The following is a 19,122-nucleotide window of genomic DNA, read 5'->3' as shown; positions in this document are numbered from 1 at the left end:
AAGTAAGACCAATTTGTTTTTTTAATAAATAAATTGCTAAATTGTCTGTGAATTTAGACCTTAATAATGAAGTACACAGAGTTTCAAGATAATGAGTTGTTATTGAAACTTAGCGACGATGACCAAGATGCCTTTGACGAAATATACAGGCGCTACTGGGGGGATATGTTCCAGTCGGCCTACAATTTGTTGAGGGAGAGAGAGGCCTGTATGGATATTGTACAGGAGATTTTTATTTGGTTCTGGGAGCACCGACACGGCCTCAATGTGCGGTCACTGAAACCGTACTTGTCCGTTGCCGTAAAATTCAAAGTCGCCAATTATATCAAGAAAGGTAAAGTACGGTCTTCTTTTTTTGATCGACTGAAGAAAATTGAAGAACCGTATGAGCTGGTCGATGATAGTATTGAAGTAAAGGAGATGATGCAGATCATCAACCGTTTTACCAATCAGCTTCCGGATAAGTGCCGGGAAATATTTTTACTGAGCCGTCAGGAACATCTGAGCAATAAAGAGATTGCCGAACGTTTGGGGATTTCTGTGAAGACGGTTGAAAACCAAATGACCATTGCTTTGAAAAAAATGAAATCTTCTCTTGCGAAGATTTCTCCTATCCTCTTGTTGTTTTTGTAACATTTCCATTTAAATCATATGGTTTTTTGTAGAGACGCGATTAATCGCGTCTCTACTTTGTGATATATTATTAAAAAAAATCAATTTGCTTTGGGGGTAATGTCCTTCACAGATGCCTTACATATATAAGCCCTTTTTATGGACAAGGATGAATTTCAACAATTAGCAGAGAAAATCAGTAACGGCATGGCTACCGAAAAGGAGGTGGCCTTGTACAATTACTATTATAACCAATTTCAGGAAGATACCTCATGGGATGAAAGTGTACTTGGGGAAAAACTTGAAATGGAGCAAGAGCTGCACGAACGTATCACAAAGGATTTGCCGGGATATGGAGCAAAGATCAAGAAGTTCCCGTATATCAAAATAGCTGCGGCGGCAGCGGTGCTGATTGTGGCGTCTGTCTTACTTTTGATCCGAAATCAGCAATCCCAATCCTCTCAGCCTGTATATGCCGAAGAAAACCAATTGCAACAGGATGTAGCGCCTGGAACGAATAGAGCTGTGTTGACTTTAAGTGATGGTACGGTACTCAATCTTGATGAATCACAAAGCGGTGTTTTGGCCAATCAAGGCGATGTGCAGATCCAAAAAATGGAAAAAGGACAGATTGTTTATACTTCGATAGGGCAACATCGTGACGACGAATCTGTTTTTAATACGATCACTATTCCACGGGGAGGACAATACCAGTTGATACTCCCTGATGGTACAAAAGTATGGCTCAATTCATCCAGCTCTTTGCGATTCCCGGTTTCGTTTGTCAACAATTCCCGTGTAGTAGAACTTGAAGGGGAAGCTTATTTTGAAGTGTCTGCCTTGTACAATCCTAAAAACAAAGCGCAGAAACGACCTTTCTTGGTAAAAACTGCTGCTCAGCAAATTGAAGTGTTGGGTACACATTTCAATGTCAATGCTTATGCCAATGAAGATGTATTAAAAACCACATTGATAGAAGGTTCTGTAAAAATATCATCGGTGGAAACCGGAGAGAACAAGATACTTCAACCGGGTCAGCAAGCTCAGCTTACGAAAAAAGGTCATATACGCTTGACGGAAGATATAGATGCGGACGAAGCGACAGCATGGAAAAATGGCATGTTCTATTTCAACAATACCGATCTGCCTACCATCATGAGACAGTTATCCCGTTGGTACGATGTAGAGATCGATATAAAAGATATACCGCAAAAAAGATTTAATGGTGTACTTTCAAGAGATGTAAAACTCTCGCAAGTACTCCAAATGATGGAAAAGACAAGCGGGCTGAAATTCAAAATCGAAGAAAGGAGGATCTCGATGTTGAAATGATATATACGAACGTAAAACAAAACCCCCTGCATGCGATACAAGGGGCTTTCAAACATTGGTGGTGCAACACCATGTTTGTGTAAGGTTTTTGTTTTTAGAATAATACCTGATAAGTAATTAATCAATTTCTAACCTTAACTTATACAAATGTATGAATAATAATATTTGTGGCAAGGGAACGTGCGATACCAATTATAAATACGGCTTTCCTTTCCGAAAAATGTCGAAAATTTTATTGACTATGAAGCTTACTGTACTATTGACCTTATTGGCCTGCTTACACATTAAGGCGTCAGTGTATTCGCAGCAGGTAAGCCTTTCCGTAAAAAATGCCTCATTGGAAAAGGTCATTAAAGAAATAAGGAAACAAACAGGTTATGCCTTTTTCTACGATGCGGAGTATCTGCAAAAGGCTAAACCGGTGAGCGTGAATCTAAACAGAGCATCAGTAGAAGAAGCATTGGCAAAGACTTTTGTAGGGCAACAGTTCACATGGGAGGTAGTGGATAAGACGATATTGATCAAATCTGTGGAAGTGGTGAACCGTAAAGAGACTGATATAGTGCAACAGGCTTTTACGATCCGTGGGAAAGTCAGTGATGCAAATGGAAATGTTTTATCCGGTTCGACCGTTAACGTTAAAGGTACCAATAAAAGGGCTCTTACTGATGCTAAGGGAGAGTATAGAATTGTCGTGACAGATAAGGAGGGCATACTGATTTTCTCTTACCTCGGTTTTGAATCACAGGAAATAGCAATATCAAATCGTGAGGTTGTGAATGTCATCCTAAAGAGGGGTACCCTAGATCTGGAAGAAACTGTCGTCGTGGCTTACGGGACAGTGTCCAAAAAAGATCTGACAGGGTCAGTGGGGACTGTCAATGTTGAAGAAATGGCAAAAGCACCCGTCACTACTTTTACGCAGGCTTTAGCCGGACGTGTCGCCGGGCTGCAAGTGTCGACCGGCGAAGGGCAGCCCGGGATGATGCAAGACATCGTTATCCGTGGCCCGGGATCACTGAGTCAGGATCCTTCACCGCTCTATGTGATCGATGGTTTTCCGATGGAAGATTTTGATCCGGCGACACTGAATACCAATGATATCGAGTCGATCAGTGTCCTGAAAGATGCATCGGCTGCCGCATTATATGGATCACGTGCCGCCAATGGTGTCATTGTCGTCGAAACCGTCAAAGGCAAGTCGGGAAAACCGGTATTTGCTTTTAATACGACCCAGGGCTTTTCCAACGTGCGCAAGAAAATTGATCTCATGGATGCTTACGAATTTGTCAGTTATCAAATGGATATCAATCCTACTACCGCAACAGCACGGTATCTGCGCGATGGTAAACAGCTGGAAGACTATAAAAATATCAGGGGAATGAACTGGCAAGATGCAATTTTCCAGCGCAGCCCGATGCAAATGTATGATTTTTCGATCCGCGGAGGCAATTTGTACACACAGTATGCCGTGTCGGGATCGTTGTTCGAGAACGAGGGTATCATCCTGAATACCGGAGCATCGAGGAGACAGGGTAGGATCTCGCTGAACCATACTTTTTCCGATAGGCTCAAGTCGGGTCTTATACTGAACTACGCCCAGAATTCTAACTACGGTGCGCAATCTTCGATCGCCAGTACGGGGGCCTCATCTGTTGGCAATTCAGTATTCTACACGGTATTTGGTTACAGACCAGTCTATGGTACGGAAAATCTCGACGATCTCGATGAAGATATGGAGTCGACGGATCCGGATGTGGATGATCAGCCCTCTGCCAGCGACCTGAATTCACTTCGGGTAAATCCGGTCAAAAATGCCCTGAATATCCATAATACTTCGCTGACGAGAGCCGTGACGGTGAATGCATTTGCAAGCTACAAAATCACCGATGACCTAACGCTGAAAGTATCGGGAAACGTGCGTGACAATCTCCGGGAAAACGAAGCATTTTATAACACAAATACAGCAAGAGGAAAGGATATTCCACAGAATAACAATGGTGTGCAGGGATCTGTGAGCTATTCTACGGTATCCAGCTGGGTAAACGAGAATACTCTGGCATACTCCAGGCGAATCAACAGGAATCACCGAATCGATGCCTTATTGGGGGTTTCTGCCGGAGCAGGCAAGGTTAAAGCCTATGGTACCAGTGTCATCAATATACCGAACGAAGAGCTGGGCATATCCGGATTAGACGAAGGAACACCTTATTCGAATACGGCTACGAGTGGTAACTATGCCATGGCTTCGGCTTTTGGCAGGTTTAATTATAACTACCGGTCCAAGTACCTGCTTACCGGTACATTCCGTGCGGATGGATCATCTAAATTTCCTACCGCTAACAAATGGGGATATTTTCCATCCGGAGCGTTCGCGTGGAATATTGACCGGGAGAAATTTTTCAAGGCTATCGGCTTTATGTCCAATGCGAAATTACGGACAAGCTGGGGCCTGACCGGTAACAATAGGGTCAGTCATTTCGGATACCTTCCGTCCTTAAGTTTCCTTTTGGCGTCGGGTTATTCATTCAATAACAGCGAGCCGACTAAAGGAGCTATTCCCTCCACCACCGGACTGGGTAATGATCAGCTGAAATGGGAGACGGTAGAGCAGTTGGATTTAGGCCTGGACCTGGGTTTCTTCAAAAAACGTGTGGAACTGGAAGTTGACCTGTACAGACGGACAACCCATGATATGCTCTTGTATGCTGATCTGCCTTATGCCACCGGTTACACCCGCGTGTACCAAAACATCGGAACATTGCGCAATGATGGTCTGGAGTTCGCATTGCATACCAAGAATATGGTCAGGAAGGACTTCCGTTGGGAGAGTAGCTTTAATATCAGCTTCAATAAGAATAAAGTAATTGCCCTGACTCGCGATCAGACGGAAATGGAAACGACCAACCGTACCCATTTCTTTTGGACCGACGCGTTTAACATATCCCGGGTAGGTGAGCCTGCCGGATTATTTTGGGGCTATGAGTGGATTGGCAATTATCAGTATGCTGATTTTGATGAAGTCACCCCCGGAGTCTATCAGCTAAAAGACGGCGTATCGGACAATGGTGGAGACCGGAGTGTGATAGAGCCGGGTGATATCCGTTATAAGGATCAAAACGGTGACGGTAAGATCACTGCAGATGATAAGACCGTGATAGGCAGGGGTCTGCCAAAGCATTTCGGCGGTTTCAACAATACCTTTTCCTACAAAGGTATCGACCTGAGCGTGTTTTTCCAATGGAGCTATGGCAATGACATCTACAATGCCAACCGTTTGATTTTTGAAGGAAATGGCGTCAGTTTATATAGCTTAAACCAGTTTGCCTCTTATGTAGATCGTTGGACACCTGACAATCAGGATAGCAAAAATTACAGGATTGGTGGCGGTGGCCCTACTGGTTTTCATTCGTCACGTGTCATTGAAGACGGTTCGTATTTACGCTTAAAAACCGTGGCCCTGAGTTACAGTTTGCCACAGCAGTGGATCAAGAGAGCTGGAATGAGCCGGTTGGCGATTAGCGTATCAGGTCAGAACTTAGTGACCTGGACAAACTACAGTGGCTTTGATCCTGAGGTAGCCGTGCGCAACAGCGTATTGACACCCGGTTTGGATTATTCGGCCTACCCGCATAGCCGGACGTTTGTATTGGGACTTAAAGCACAGTTTTAATAACGGAAAACCTAAAGAAGATGAAAAATATAATTTTGAAGTTGATGGCTGTCGGGGTGATCTTTTTATCAGGATCCTGCAAGAAGTTTTTGGAAACAGAGCCAACGGATTTTTTAGCACCGTCGATATATTATGAAACAGAGCAGCAGCTTGATTACGCGTTGACCGGTGTGTACGATAGGTTGGGTATGAACAGGCTCTATGGCGCCTATTTGCATACCCTGCACAATATGGAAGCCGATGAGGGATTTGTCAGTGTAGATACGTGGGTAACCGGAACCCGTGTAAATAATTTTTCGGTCAGTGACCCCGATGTCCTGAACCTTTGGCGGTACATCTACGAGGCGATCGGCCGGGCCAATATGCTGTTGGCAAACGTGGATAATAATACGGACATCGATATCGCTTACCGGGATCAGGTGAGAGGCGAAGCGTTGTTTTTGCGGGCCTATTATTATTTTATGCTGGTACAGTTTTTCGAGAACGTGCCGATGTACCTTACGCCTGTTGCCAACCATACACAGGTGGATGTTCCTGCTACGCCTGCAAAGGAGGTATATGAGCAGATCATTGCCGATATGGAGACAGCAGAGGCACTTGTCGCGCCTATCAGCGAGATCGGGTTTGGTGGACGGGTGAGCAAGTCGGCGGTACGGGGTATCCTGGCCCGGGTCTGCCTGAACATGGCGGGAAGACCGGTACAGGATATATCTAAATATGAACGGGCAAGCTATTGGGCGAAAAAAGTCATGGACGATAATGTCGCTGCCCATGCATTGAATCCGGACTATACGGATGTTTTTATCAAATATGCCCGTGATGAATACGATATCAAAGAAAGTATCTGGGAAGTGGAGCTTTGGGGATATAACACAACGGCTAATCAGGAGTCCGGGTATGTCGGTTCCTGGATAGGAATCAAAAATGGTACCGGTAATAACAGAGGTTACTCCCTGGGTAGGATCTACGCGACAGCCAAACATTATCATACGTATGAGGAAGGCGATCTGAGGAGAGACTGGAATATAGCTCCTTTTACCTATCATTCCACGACCGGAGCGTATATCATGAAGGATGCCAACTCTTTGTACGATCGGTATGCCGGCAAATACCGGAGGGAATATGAGCTTAATCCTTCAATCAAGCAGCCCACACCGATCAACTTCCCGCTATTGCGCTATTCGGATATATTGCTGATGTATGCAGAAGCCGAGAATGCGGTGCACAGTGGTCCGACCGAAGAGGCCTTAGAGGCTATCAATATGGTTCGGAGACGTGGATTCGGCAAGCTGGCAACCGGTGCAACCGATGTAGACGCGTATGATTTGCCTGCAGGATTGGACCAATTCAAATTTTTTCAGGCTATTGTGGATGAACGGACACGAGAATTATCTTTTGAGGCCCTACGTCGACCGGATCTGATCCGCTGGGGCATATATGTAGAAACGATGAAAGAGACCTTAGCCGAAATGAATACTGATCTGGGCGCTGGCGCATGGCAATCGCTGACCTTCAGAAATGCGTCTGAACGATATACAGTTTATCCTACCCCATCTTATGAACTGGGATTGAATAAAGCATTGGAACAACATCCTTTGTGGAGATAAATAGAATTGTATGTTAAGTAGTTTTAAATGTATAAAAAAAGAATCTTGATTATGAAAAAATTTTTTTATTTGTTTTTGAGCATAACGTTAATGGCAGTGGCCTGTGGCAAGAACGATAATCCACCTCCTGTCGTGGATGAAGATGATGATAGTGATCCAACGGAGGTGTCGTTTGATGCCAGACTGACCGAAAATAAGACGTTTAAAGTCGGCGAAAGAGTAGAGTTTACGTTACAGGGAAACCCCGAATCGATAGACTTCTTTTCGGGTGCGGAGGGACACGAGTACGAATATAGAGCGGGTACACCCATGCCTTCCGGTATGGAATTGAGTTTTTCAATCCGGTTCAATCTCTCGGCCGGGAGCTGGCCTGTCGATAATCCGGACTGGGGGCCTCTTCCTTGGGACAAAATCGCCCTATTAGTGTCGACAGACTTTGATGGTGACTACACGTTTGCCGGTGTATCAGCGGCGGAATGGGTAGACGTCACCGATAGAATGACATTCCCCCCTATACAAGCGTCCACGCAACCAGCCGGCCCGATCAATTTGTCCGATCTGACAGAAATCGGTAAACCTTTTTATTTTGCTTTTAGATTGCTGGATGACCATCCTAAGAGACCTGCTTTCCTAATACAGAAACCAGAATGGTATTCGATTTTGGGAGAAGACAGAGAATTGATCGGCTATGTGCAAGCCGGGGATCCGGGAGAGAATACCTTTAATTTTCAACAGGTGGACGAAGATCCGGACTATCCGGCAGCCATTGCATGGACAGCGGGTCCACAATACAATGACAGGTTCTCCATGAGGCGAAACACCTCAGCAGCATCCCTCGGAAAACAAAGTTGGTATATCAGTAAAAAATTTGACGGTGTACAAGAGATTATGGGAGGAGGTAGTGTATCTATTCCTATCAAATCGGTTGGTAATGAAGCACTCTCGCGATATAGTCAAACATACCAGGCCCCCGGTACATACCATGTATATTTCGTGGCTACGGTTCTGAATGAAAACGGCGAGAGAAGCGAGGTAGCGAAAAATATCACGGTCGTTGTCGAAGAATAGATCGGAAAAGGATTTGACGAGCAAACGGAATAAAAATAAATGATATGCAGATGAAAAAGATTATTAGTTCCTTATTATGTGTTGGTATGATATGGAACGTGTATGCTCACGGAGGAAAAGAAAAAGAAACCGCCTCTTTCGATGTGAAGCTGGCAAAGAGTAAAACATTCAAAGTTGGTGAAAAGGTACAGTTCGAACTTGAAGGAGCGCCTACATCGCTGGAATTCTATTCCGGTGAATCGGGGCAAGAATACGATCTAAAGAATGGAGAGCTGCGGCCTTCGGGTATGGAGCTGGACTTTTCGATACGTTTTCATTTATCCGCCTCAAGCTGGCCCGTACATAATCCCGAATGGGGCACTATTCCCTGGGACAAGCTTTCCCTGTTGGTGTCCAAGGATTTTGACGGCGATTACAGCTTTGCAGGGGTAAAGAAGGCGACCTGGATAGATATTTCAGACCGGGTTAAGTTTCCGACTGTACAGGCGCGCACGGAACCGGCAGGTCCGATAAATCTGTCGGATCTGGCTGAGGTAGGCAAGCCCTTCTATTTTGCCTTCAGGCTGAAAGACGATCATCCCAAACGGCCTGCATTTTTGATACAGAAGCTAACGTGGAATACGATAATGCCGGGAGGTAAAGAATTGATCGGCCACCTGAAGGCAGGTGATCCGGGAGAGGATACGATCAATCTGCAGCAGGTAGATGAGGATCCCAAAAACCGAGCGGAGGTAAAATATTTTGAGGGACCAAAATATAATGACCGGTTTACGATACGACGAAAAAATAGTCGGGGCTCTCTTGGGAAGGAGACGTGGCTTATCAGCAAGAAGTACGATGGGGTAAAGGAAGTCATGGGAGGTGTAAGTGCGCCGGTCTATATCAAATCACTTGCTGACCGGGCTGTTGCGGGCCATAGCCATATCTATACAGCTCCGGGTACTTATGAAGCTTGTTTTGTGACAACAACGTTGACGGCAGATGGGAAAAAGCAAGAGGAGGTCAGAAGAATAACTGTAGTTGTGGAGAAATAAGGCTGCAATTTACGGATAACATTAAAAATTGTGAGAAAAATATTTTTAGCTATTGCTTTCTTATGTGCATTCCTTATGGTTAATGCACAGTTGACGGATCATGGAATCGTTGCTGCGGTTTCTGAAGGTCGCGGCCTTATCGCCCATCGTACGCCGGAAGGCGAACCCATTATTATAACAATATCCGCAGACCGTTCTGAAAAAGGCCCACGTAGCTCGCTGCTGATTGTTCATGCCAGAACAGGTAAGACCGATCAGTACTGGTGTCCGCCTGAGAGCTCGGAAGGTGAAAACGTGACGGGCGGAGAAAGCTTCGCTTCGATGCTGTCCTCCGATGGAAAGTTTTTCTATACCATGTTTGGCGACCTGTTTTTGGAATTTGACCTGGTGAAGCGTGAATGGACATTCAGCAAGAAGATAGAAGGCATGGTCATGTCTTTTGCCGAAGCTCCGGATGGAAAGGTGTTTTTTGCCAATTATCCACGCTCCACGCTGTATTCTTTTGACCCCAGGAGCCGCGATTTCCGTTATTATGGCCGGTTAGATGATGTGGAGAAATATCCATTTTCGCTGGCTGTAGGTAATGATGGATGGATCTACGCCGGTATCGGTACGGCCAAGAATAATCTGGTGGCCTTCCATCCCGAGTCGGGTGTACGTATCGGTTTGATTGGAGAAAATCAACGGGAAACAGGTGAGGGCTATGTCTTTTTGGGTGAAGATGGTGTCATTTATGCCACGCATCAGAAAAAGCAAAAAACACCTTTATTCCGGATGCAGAATGGCCAGAAAATACCGGTAAGAGATTATTCTTTTCCCTTTCCGAAAAAAGCGGTTACCGGGTTCGCGTTTTGGCAACATCGGTTGAATGATTTTCCGGGCGGCGGTAAAGTCGAAAAGTTTGTTTTACGGGATAAGCGTGGACTGGTTGTCGACGAAAGAGGTACTGTCCATGAGATTACTTTTGACTACAAAACCAATGGTGCCGGAATAACCTCCTTGACCCTCGGGCCGGATGGGACAATATGGGGGTCGACTGCGCACCCCTTTCGACTATGGCGGTATGATCCGGGAAAAGATGTTATTGGAGACTGGAAAGGCATTGCGGAGATCCGCGGGGGCAACTTTCCCAATCTGGTGACTTCGGACAAGAAGATATACGGCGCGCTGTACAATGGCGGGATGGTCTGGCGTTTTGATACGTCTAAGCCCTGGGATAAATCTGCCAACCCTTCCTTGTTGGGCCGGTTTAAGGAGATTGCACGTCCGCGGGCCGCGACTAAAACCTCCGATGGCAAACATATTGTTTTTGGAGGCTATCCCGGATATGGAATAGTGGGGGGCGATCTCGTTTTTGTCAATACCTCCAATGAGGAAGCGATCATGGTCAAGATACAAGATCAGATACCGGGCTTGAGTACGATCGTTATGCGGTCTTTGCCGGGAGGACTATTGGTAGGAGGCACGAGTACGGCCGCTCCGGGTGGAGGATCGGCTACAGCGAAGAAAGCGGTCTTGTATCTCATGGATGAGACCAGTCGCCAAATAGTCTTTCAAACCGTTCCTGTAGCGTCGGGCAGGGATATCATGAGCTTGGAAGTCCGGAATGGACTGGTGTATGGCATTACTGCCGACGCGCAGCTTTTCGTTTTCAACGCCGGGAGCAAAAAGATCATATCGCAGACGGATATCAGCGCATATGGTTTGCCGACAAGGCCCGGGCAATCCTTGATACTGGCGGAGGACGGCAATATCTATGGTGTGATGAGCAAGGGCATCTTTAAAATAGGGAATGATTCGGCCATCACCAAGTTGGCTGATCTTCCGGAGAAAGCGACGGCCGGGATTGCCTTCTACAATAGCAGGCTTTACTTTGGTTGTGGCTCTCGGCTGTGGAGCTATAAAATAGACAAAACATCTTTATGATACGAATTATGTGGCTATCTCATCGAAGATTTTACTATATCGTGGCATCCTTATGGCTGATCCTCTCTTCTTGCCATCGGGAGATCCCACAACCTTCGTCTACAGATGTTGAGGATGAAGATGACAATAATGTCGAGACAGTACTGACCGATCACGGTATTGTATCCGCTGTTTCTGAAGGTCGAGGTGTCATCGCACACCGTACTTCCTCCGGCAACCCTATTATTATCGCGGTATCAATGGATCGTTTTCATGGAAGATCACGCAACTCTTTGCTCATCATCGACGCCAGGACGGGGCAGACGGATCAATACTGGCATCCGCTTGATGGGCCTGACGGTGAAAATGCAGTGTCCCGGGAGTGCTATTCGTCGATGCTGGCATCGAATGGTAAGTTTTATACCATGTTTGGCAACGTGTTCCTGGAGTTCGATCTGGATAAGCGGGAGTGGACATTCCAGCAGGAAATAGAGGGAAGAGCCATGTCGTTTGCCGAAGCTCCCGACGGGAAGATATTCTTTGCCAATTTTTCGCAGTCGACACTCTATTCCTTTGATCCGGTCGGGCGGGAACTGCGGTTGTACGGACAGTTGGATGATGTGCAGCAGTATCCGTATTCATTGGCGGTGGGGGATGATGGATGGGTCTATGCTGGTATTGGAACGGCCCGGAACAATATTGTCGCCTATAATAGGGTGAGCGGCGAGCGGCGTAACCTGATACCGGAAAGTGAACGGGTAATTGGCGAGGGATATGTTTTCCGGGGCGCCGATGGTGTGATTTATGCAACGCACTTAAAGGGACAGAAAGCGCCCCTGTTCCGTTTAGAAAACGGACAGAAAATCGAGGTGCTACCCACACCATCGGCTCTTCCGGCCAAAGCCGTGACGGGATTTATTTTTTGGCAACAGCGGATCAACGATTTTCCGGGAGGAGGTCGGATTGTCGAATTTATCTTGCGGGATAAGCGCGGGCAAATAGTAGATGAAAACGGAATTACCCACACCTTTACTTTTGATTACGCGACCGCCGGTGCGGGGGTAACTTCGCTGGCCATGGGCCCGGATGGTGCAATCTGGGGCTGCACAAGCCATCCCATCCGGCTATGGCGTTATGATCCGGACAAACGGACCATGGGCGATTGGAATGGTATCAACGAAATCAGTGGGGGAAATTTCCCCAATTTAATCACCTCGGGAAAACACATATATGGAGCCTTGTACAATGGAGGAATGGTCTGGCGTTTTGACACGTCCCGGCCCTGGAACAACTACAATAACCCGCTCCAGTTAGGGACGTTCGCCGGGATAGCGCGGCCCCGTGCGGCGGCGGTCACTTCAGACCGGGAACATATCGTTTTTGGAGGCTACCCGGGTTATGGCGTAGTCGGAGGAGACCTTGTTTTCGTCAATATCGTGAACGGGCAGGCTATTCCCATCACGGTACAGGATCAGATCCCGGGACTGAGTACAATTTGCCTGCGGGCACTGGACGGCGGACTACTGGTCGGTGGTACAAGTACGGCCGCGCCCGGAGGAGGAATGCCGACGGCGACTAAGGCCGTATTATATCTCATGGACGACGTTTCCCGGCAGATAATTTTTCAAATAGTGCCGATTCCGTCGGGCAAGGATATCATGAGCCTGGTTGTGAGAGGTGGAATGGTGTATGGTATTACCTCCGATTCTCAACTTTTTGTCTTCGATCCCAATACGAAAAAAGTGACTTTGCAAAAGGATCTTCGGGACTATGGAACACCTGTCAATCCCGGACAGACATTGGTGTTGTCGGATGATGGGAACATTTATGGCGTCATGAGTAGGAGTATTATAAAAATAGATGCTGATGCGGACATCGTTAAACTGCTTGATTTATCAGAGCATGCCACCGCGGGAATTGCTTTCGACCATAGAAAGAACAAGGTTTACTTTGCCTCGGGGGCCAATTTATGGAGTTATCAAATTGAACTATGAATATATTTTTTAAAAGGAGATTCCAGACCATGGTCTGTGTACTCGTTCTCCTCTCTGGCACGGTGTATGAGCGCGTGCATGCACAGGATTATACATCGATGATCACGAAGGAAGATGAGGAGAAGAGGTTGGATAAATACGAATCAGAGCTGGAAGGCTATCTCCGGCATTATTTGGTGGATGAATATGAAGAAAGAGCGAAAGCATATTGGGACCGGGATTATTCCAGCATAGCTGCATTTAAATGGAGCGTAGCACCCAACGTATCGCGCTGGCGGGATGTCGTTATCAAACCTCCCCGATTGAGGGTATCGGGCGAGCTCAAACGTACGCCTTATAATATGGATGGCCTGAAGGGCGAATGGATACAGCTTCCCTTAGGAGACAACATGTCTGCACAAGGTATATTGGTCATCCCACCACAGGCGAGTAAAAACAAGCCAGTGCCACTGGTCATTGTACAACATGGTGTGGGGAGTAGCCCCGAACGTCCCTTTGTAGCAGATGGCAGGAGTTATCATGCCTATGCGAGGGCGCTGGTAGAGGCGGGGTTTGCCGTATTATCCCCGCTGAACCTCAGGAATGTGCAAAGGAGAAATAGGATCGAGAGATACACAAGGTTAGCCGATATCTCTTTGCCGGGTATAGAATTTTCCAGAACCCAAAACCTGCTGGATGTCCTACTTCAAGATGAACGGATCGATGCAGCAAAAGTAGGCATGTGGGGTGTTTCCTTAGGTGGGATGGCCACCATGTTTTGGATGCCATTAGATGAGCGGATAAAGGTGGGGGTAGTCTCTGCCTGGTTCAACGAGCGGAATAATAAAATGGTGGTCCAGGACGACCGATGGAGCAGTTTTTCAAAAAACGGAGAAGACTATGCTTTCCTTACAGGTTGGCTGAACGAGTTTGCCGACCGGGATTTGGTTTCTATGATCTGCCCCCGGCCGTTACAAATCCAACATGGGAAAAACGATGGAATCGCCTATTGGCCGGATGTGGTAAAAGAGTTTGAAAGATCCAAAGCACATTATGATAAACTGGGTATAGGAGATAGGGTAGAACTGATCGTTCATGAGGGAAGACACGAAGCTAAAGTGGAAGAAGGTGTGAGGTTCTTGAAAAAATGGATATCTAACTAAAAAAAGCGACATATGTCGCTTTTTTTAGTTAGATATGAAATATCCTACTGCGCATTCAAGAACATCGATTTCTTCGAAACGAGTTCTCTGAAGAATGGATCCTGAAGGTCTTTAATGAAGCGTATAGCCTCACCTGTAGATTTCATCTCAGGACCTAGCTGTTTGTCTACTTCCGGGAATTTGGAGAAGGAGAATACAGGCTCTTTGATAGCCCATCCTGTCAACTTGCGCTCAATCGTGAAATCTTTCAGCTTATTGACACCTAACATGACTTTGGTCGCAATGTTGATATAAGGTACATCATACGCTTTTGCAATGAAAGGAACGGTACGCGACGCACGCGGATTGGCCTCGATGACATAGACATTCTCATCTTTTATGGCAAATTGAATATTCAACAGGCCTTTTACATTCAATGCTTTGGCCAATTTGATCGAATATTCCTCCATTTTATCTTGTACCTGTTGGGATAAACTGAAAGGAGGTAATACAGCGGAAGAGTCTCCGGAGTGGATACCTGCAGGCTCGATGTGCTCCATCATACCTATGATATGTACGTCCTCACCATCACAGATCGAATCCGATTCGGCCTCTTCGGCACGATCTAGGAAGTGATCGATCAAAATGTGGTTGCCGGGAAGGTTTTTCAATAGATTGACGACTGCTTTTTCCAGATCTTCGTCATTGATGACGATACTCATCCCTTGTCCACCCAATACATAGGAAGGGCGTACCAATACGGGATAGCCTACTTCATTGGCCACTTGGATAGCTTCTTCGGCTGATGTCGCTACACCATACTTAGGATAAGGAATATCCAGTTCTTTCAATAGGTCGGAGAAGCTACCCCGATCTTCGGCCAGATCCATATCTGCAAAGGAGGTACCAATGATTTTTACTCCTAAAGCTTCTAAGCGCTCCGCCATCTTCAAGGCTGTCTGACCGCCTAATTGTACGATCACGCCCTCAGGTTTTTCCAGCTCGATGATCTCGCGTACATGCTCCCAGAATACAGGTTCGAAGTACAGTTTGTCTGCCATATTGAAGTCGGTGGACACGGTTTCAGGGTTACAGTTGACCATGATGGCTTCGTAGCCGCACTCTTTGGCAGCTAGCAAGCCATGTACACAGGAATAATCGAATTCGATACCTTGACCGATACGGTTCGGGCCGGAACCCAGTACGATGATCTTCTTTTTGTCCGATACGACCGATTCGTTTTCATCCTCGAAGGTAGAGTAATAGTATGGGGTATGTGCCGGGAATTCTGCGGCACAGGTGTCTACCATTTTGTACACCCGATGGATACCCAGTTGTTTACGGCGTTCGTAAACCTCGTCTTCGGTGACATTGCCCAGCAACCAAGCGATCTGCACATCCGAATAACCTTTTTGCTTCAAGGTCATGAAGAAATCACGTGGTATATTGGAAAGCTGGTAGCGGCGTAATTCTTGCTCCAGAAGCACGAGCTCCTGTATCTGTACCAAGAACCATTTGTCGATCAACGTAGCCTTACGGATAGACTCCAAAGGAACGCCGAGTTCGAAGGCATCCTTGATATGGAAAAGTCGGTCTGCACTTGGATGTTCGAGGCTGTGCATGATTTCCTCCAGGTTGCGGAGTTGACGTCCGTCAGCTCCCAATCCGGCACGTCCTGTCTCCAAAGATTGTGCTGCTTTTTGAAGGGCTTCGATAAAGGTACGGCCAATGGCCATAACCTCGCCTACGGCTTTCATCTGCAAGCCCAGTTCTTTGTTTGCACCTTTGAATTTGTCAAAGTTGAAACGTGGAACCTTGACGATGACGTAGTCTAGTGTAGGTTCGAAATATGCCGAAGTGGTCTTGGTAATCTGATTTTGCAGCTCATCCAAGTTGTAGCCGATAGCCAGTTTGGCAGCGATTTTGGCAATAGGGTATCCTGTTGCTTTTGACGCCAGTGCCGAAGAGCGGGAGACACGTGGATTGATCTCGATAGCGATGATATCTTCGTTTTCAGGATTGACGGAAAACTGTACGTTGCATCCTCCGGCAAAATTGCCAATCGAGCGCATCATGCGGATAGCTTGATTGCGCATATCCTGGTAACATTTGTCCGACAAGGTCATGCCAGGAGCTACGGTGATGGAGTCTCCGGTATGTATACCCATCGGATCAAAGTTTTCGATCGTACAGATGATGATGACATTGTCGTTGGAGTCACGCAACAGTTCCAGCTCAAATTCTTTCCATCCCAATACAGCCTGTTCGACCAGGACCTCGTGTGTAGGCGAAGCGTGCAGACCTCTGTTCAAGGCAGCATCAAATTCTTCTTTTTTGTGGACAAATCCACCTCCTGTACCACCTAAGGTATAGGAAGGACGGATGACCAATGGATAGCCAATCTCCTGTGCGGCTTCTTTTCCTTCGAGGAAGGAATTGGCAATTTTAGATTTGGCCACACCTACACCGATATCTACCATCAATTGACGAAACTCCTCGCGATTCTCAGTCTTTTCGATAGCGGCTACATCGACACCGATTACCTTTACATCGTATTTTTCCCAGAGCCCTCTGTTGGAGGCTTCGATACATAGGTTGAGTGCTGTCTGTCCACCCATGGTAGGCAGTACGGCATCGATCTGTTGTTCTTGAAGGATTTGTTCGATGCTCTCACAGGTCAGAGGCAACAAGTAGACATGATCGGCGACGACCTTGTCTGTCATGATGGTAGCAGGGTTCGAATTGATGATCGAGACCTTGATACCTTCTTCTTTCAGAGATAGGGCCGCTTGGGAACCCGAATAGTCAAATTCACACGCTTGTCCAATGACAATAGGGCCGGAGCCTATGATCAAAACGGAGTTGATGGAAGAGTTTCTAGGCATTATTTTTTTAAATCAAAAAGTTAAAATTCTAGACTGATGTAATCTGCAAAGCGGGGAAAGTGCTTTTAGTAAGAAGTGCTATTCCGACTGCTTTGTCGGAGTGCAAAGTTATGTTTTTTATTTTGAAAAATAAAACCTTACGGATATATTATTGTGCTTTTATTTGATTGTTTTTGTCCGTCTCCGTCGAGCATTAGGATGTAAGTCAAGATAAATGTACTTTTGCACGGTCAGTCTTAGTCGCCTTACATTCTATGGAACGAAAGAAAGTTATATTGCACAATTATTTTAAGTTGGGTCAAGTCTCCTGTTTGGTTAGCCTGATATGTGCATTGATGGCGTTTTCCATCAAGCATCTTACCGAGCATTTTGAGGTGAAGGTTTTTTTATGGGTGCAGTCTCATCACCCGTTTCTTTTTATATTACTACCGACGATCGGCATCACGACAATTTATTTTTTGCGTAAAATTGCTTTCCGGAACCGAAAAAATAAAGGGATCACGGAAATCTATAAAACATTAGATCAACGGAAGGATCATTTACCTTTTTTTAAAATACCGTCTCATTATATTAATGGTTTCCTTACTGTCGTGTCGGGAGGTTCTACAGGTGTGGAGGTGTCTACGGTGGTCGCGACGGCTACTTTGGGGAATTGGGCATATAAGAAGAACTTTTCGGCTAAGCTATATAAAAGGGAACTGATCTGTGCGGGTGTAGCAGCAGGAGTAGCGGTACTGTTTAATAACCCGATAGCAGGTTTGTTGTTTGCTCTGGAGGTGATTGCGAGAAAGGTGAGTTGGCCTATTTTGTTGAGTTGCGTCGTGTCGGCACTGATCGCATGGGGCGTGATTTTTTTCTTGGGACACGGTACTTTGTTTCCTTTTGTCACGCAGGGTTGGAGTTGGGGAGCTTTGCCTTATTTTTTGCTGCTCAGTATTTTTGGGGGAGCAATATCTGTTTATTTTACGAAGTTAATCTTGTTTATTAAGCATTTTTTTTCGGGTATATCCAATAATTTTGTACGAGTGAATCTTGGTGCTCTGGTAGTGGGAGGGTTATTGCTTCTCTATCCTTGCTTGTATGGGGACAGCTATATCGGGGTCAAGGGGATAATGGATCAGGCTCTTGGAGAGACAACGCTTCCATTGTTGGCATCCTTGCTGTTGTTGGTCTTTTTAAAACCTTTGGCAGCTTCTCTGACGCTGGGTGCCGGAGGGGATGGTGGTGTTTTTGCTCCTAGTATTGTTTCAGGTGCCTTTTTGGGATTGTTGTTTGCAGCTGTTTGCAATATGTTCTTGGGAACAAATTTGGTTCTTGTCAATTTTGCGTTAGCCGGAATGGCGGCAGTTTTGTCGGCTTCTATCCACGCACCTTTTACAGCTCTTTTTTTAGTCTGTGGTCTGATCCCTAACGGTTTTACGCTGTTTTTGCCTTTACTTGTTGTCAGTGTATCCGCTAAATTGTTTGCACAATATATGTTGCCGTACAATGTCTACACCTATGATATGCTAAAAGGGAAGAGTGAGGTCGGTCTGCATTAATTCATTCATAAGAGTAGAATTGATGAGGAATAGGTAAAACATAGAACATTGTTTCCTTTTGTGGATAACCGTTAATTAGTGGATGAATCGGAAAGGAGATAAAGAAGTGGGAATTACTGGATTCGAACCAGTGACCCCTACCTTGTCGAGGTAGTGCTCTAAACCAACTGAGCTAAATTCCCATTGAGGTCTGCAAAGATTAGAAAAAAAAATGAATCCTCCTACTATAAAATAGATTTTTTTATTGCAGGTTTTCAACTTCCCGGCGCTGTTGCGCGAACCGAGCGGAGCGAGCTCATCGTAGATAATTCTTTCGTGTGCTATAAAATAACAAGGTTAGTTTCATTTGC

At 46.0% G+C, this 19,122-nt stretch carries 11 protein-coding genes and 1 tRNA gene; 10 read left to right on the top strand and 2 right to left on the bottom strand.

The features are described 5' to 3' along the window. Positions 1 to 66: 66 nt before the first annotated feature. From G5B00_RS14050 to G5B00_RS14010, 9 genes are all read left to right on the top strand, one after another. The gene (locus tag G5B00_RS14050; protein ID WP_163876640.1) at positions 67 to 633 is read left to right on the top strand and encodes an RNA polymerase sigma-70 factor; all 567 of its coding nucleotides are present in this window, start codon (positions 67 to 69) and stop codon (positions 631 to 633) included. A 138-nt stretch (positions 634 to 771) separates the two neighbouring features. Further along, complete coding sequence (locus tag G5B00_RS14045; protein WP_163876637.1) at positions 772 to 1,944, top strand: FecR family protein; 1,173 nt, start codon at positions 772 to 774, stop codon at positions 1,942 to 1,944. Between the two features lie 241 nt (positions 1,945 to 2,185). Continuing rightward, positions 2,186 to 5,617, top strand: coding sequence for a TonB-dependent receptor (locus G5B00_RS14040; RefSeq protein WP_163876634.1), 3,432 nt, complete (start codon positions 2,186 to 2,188; stop codon positions 5,615 to 5,617). Positions 5,618 to 5,637: 20 nt separating this feature from the next. Then, positions 5,638 to 7,224, top strand: coding sequence for a RagB/SusD family nutrient uptake outer membrane protein (locus G5B00_RS14035; protein ID WP_163876630.1), 1,587 nt, complete (start codon positions 5,638 to 5,640; stop codon positions 7,222 to 7,224). 51 nt (positions 7,225 to 7,275) lie between these two features. Then, positions 7,276 to 8,292 carry a DUF5017 domain-containing protein gene (locus G5B00_RS14030; protein WP_163876627.1) on the top strand — a complete coding sequence of 339 codons (1,017 nt, stop codon included), beginning with the start codon at positions 7,276 to 7,278 and terminating at the stop codon, positions 8,290 to 8,292. Positions 8,293 to 8,342: 50 nt separating this feature from the next. Continuing rightward, positions 8,343 to 9,326, top strand: a complete 984-nt coding sequence (locus tag G5B00_RS14025) for a DUF5017 domain-containing protein (protein WP_163876624.1) — start codon at positions 8,343 to 8,345, stop codon at positions 9,324 to 9,326. A gap of 30 nt (positions 9,327 to 9,356) precedes the next feature. Beyond that, positions 9,357 to 11,252, top strand: a complete 1,896-nt coding sequence (locus G5B00_RS14020) for a hypothetical protein (protein WP_163876621.1) — start codon at positions 9,357 to 9,359, stop codon at positions 11,250 to 11,252. Then, positions 11,249 to 13,225 carry a hypothetical protein gene (locus G5B00_RS14015; protein ID WP_163876618.1) on the top strand — a complete coding sequence of 659 codons (1,977 nt, stop codon included), beginning with the start codon at positions 11,249 to 11,251 and terminating at the stop codon, positions 13,223 to 13,225. The genes G5B00_RS14020 and G5B00_RS14015 overlap by 4 nt, the downstream gene beginning before the upstream one ends. After that, positions 13,222 to 14,367: an alpha/beta hydrolase family protein gene (locus G5B00_RS14010; RefSeq protein WP_163876615.1), complete on the top strand. Its 1,146-nt coding sequence runs from the start codon at positions 13,222 to 13,224 to the stop codon at positions 14,365 to 14,367. The genes G5B00_RS14015 and G5B00_RS14010 overlap by 4 nt, the downstream gene beginning before the upstream one ends. 44 nt (positions 14,368 to 14,411) lie before the next feature. On the opposite strand, the gene carB is transcribed toward G5B00_RS14010, so the two are convergent. Further along, on the bottom strand, positions 14,412 to 17,231 hold the full coding sequence (gene carB / locus G5B00_RS14005; protein ID WP_163876612.1) for a carbamoyl-phosphate synthase large subunit: 2,820 nt from the start codon (positions 17,229 to 17,231) through the stop codon (positions 14,412 to 14,414). Between the two features lie 254 nt (positions 17,232 to 17,485). On the opposite strand from carB, the gene G5B00_RS14000 reads away from it, so the two are divergent. Beyond that, the gene (locus G5B00_RS14000; protein WP_163876609.1) at positions 17,486 to 18,772 is read left to right on the top strand and encodes a chloride channel protein; all 1,287 of its coding nucleotides are present in this window, start codon (positions 17,486 to 17,488) and stop codon (positions 18,770 to 18,772) included. 107 nt (positions 18,773 to 18,879) lie between these two features. Here the strand turns inward: G5B00_RS14000 and G5B00_RS13995 are convergent. Next, positions 18,880 to 18,954: transfer RNA gene (locus G5B00_RS13995), tRNA-Val, on the bottom strand. Between the last annotated feature and the right edge of the window lie 168 nt (positions 18,955 to 19,122).

It is taken from the genome of Parapedobacter sp. SGR-10 (genome assembly GCF_011030405.1).
Lineage (GTDB): Bacteria > Bacteroidota > Bacteroidia > Sphingobacteriales > Sphingobacteriaceae > Sphingobacterium.
The sequence above is the reverse complement of the archived record's forward strand: the minus strand, read 5'-3'. Positions and strand labels throughout refer to the sequence as shown.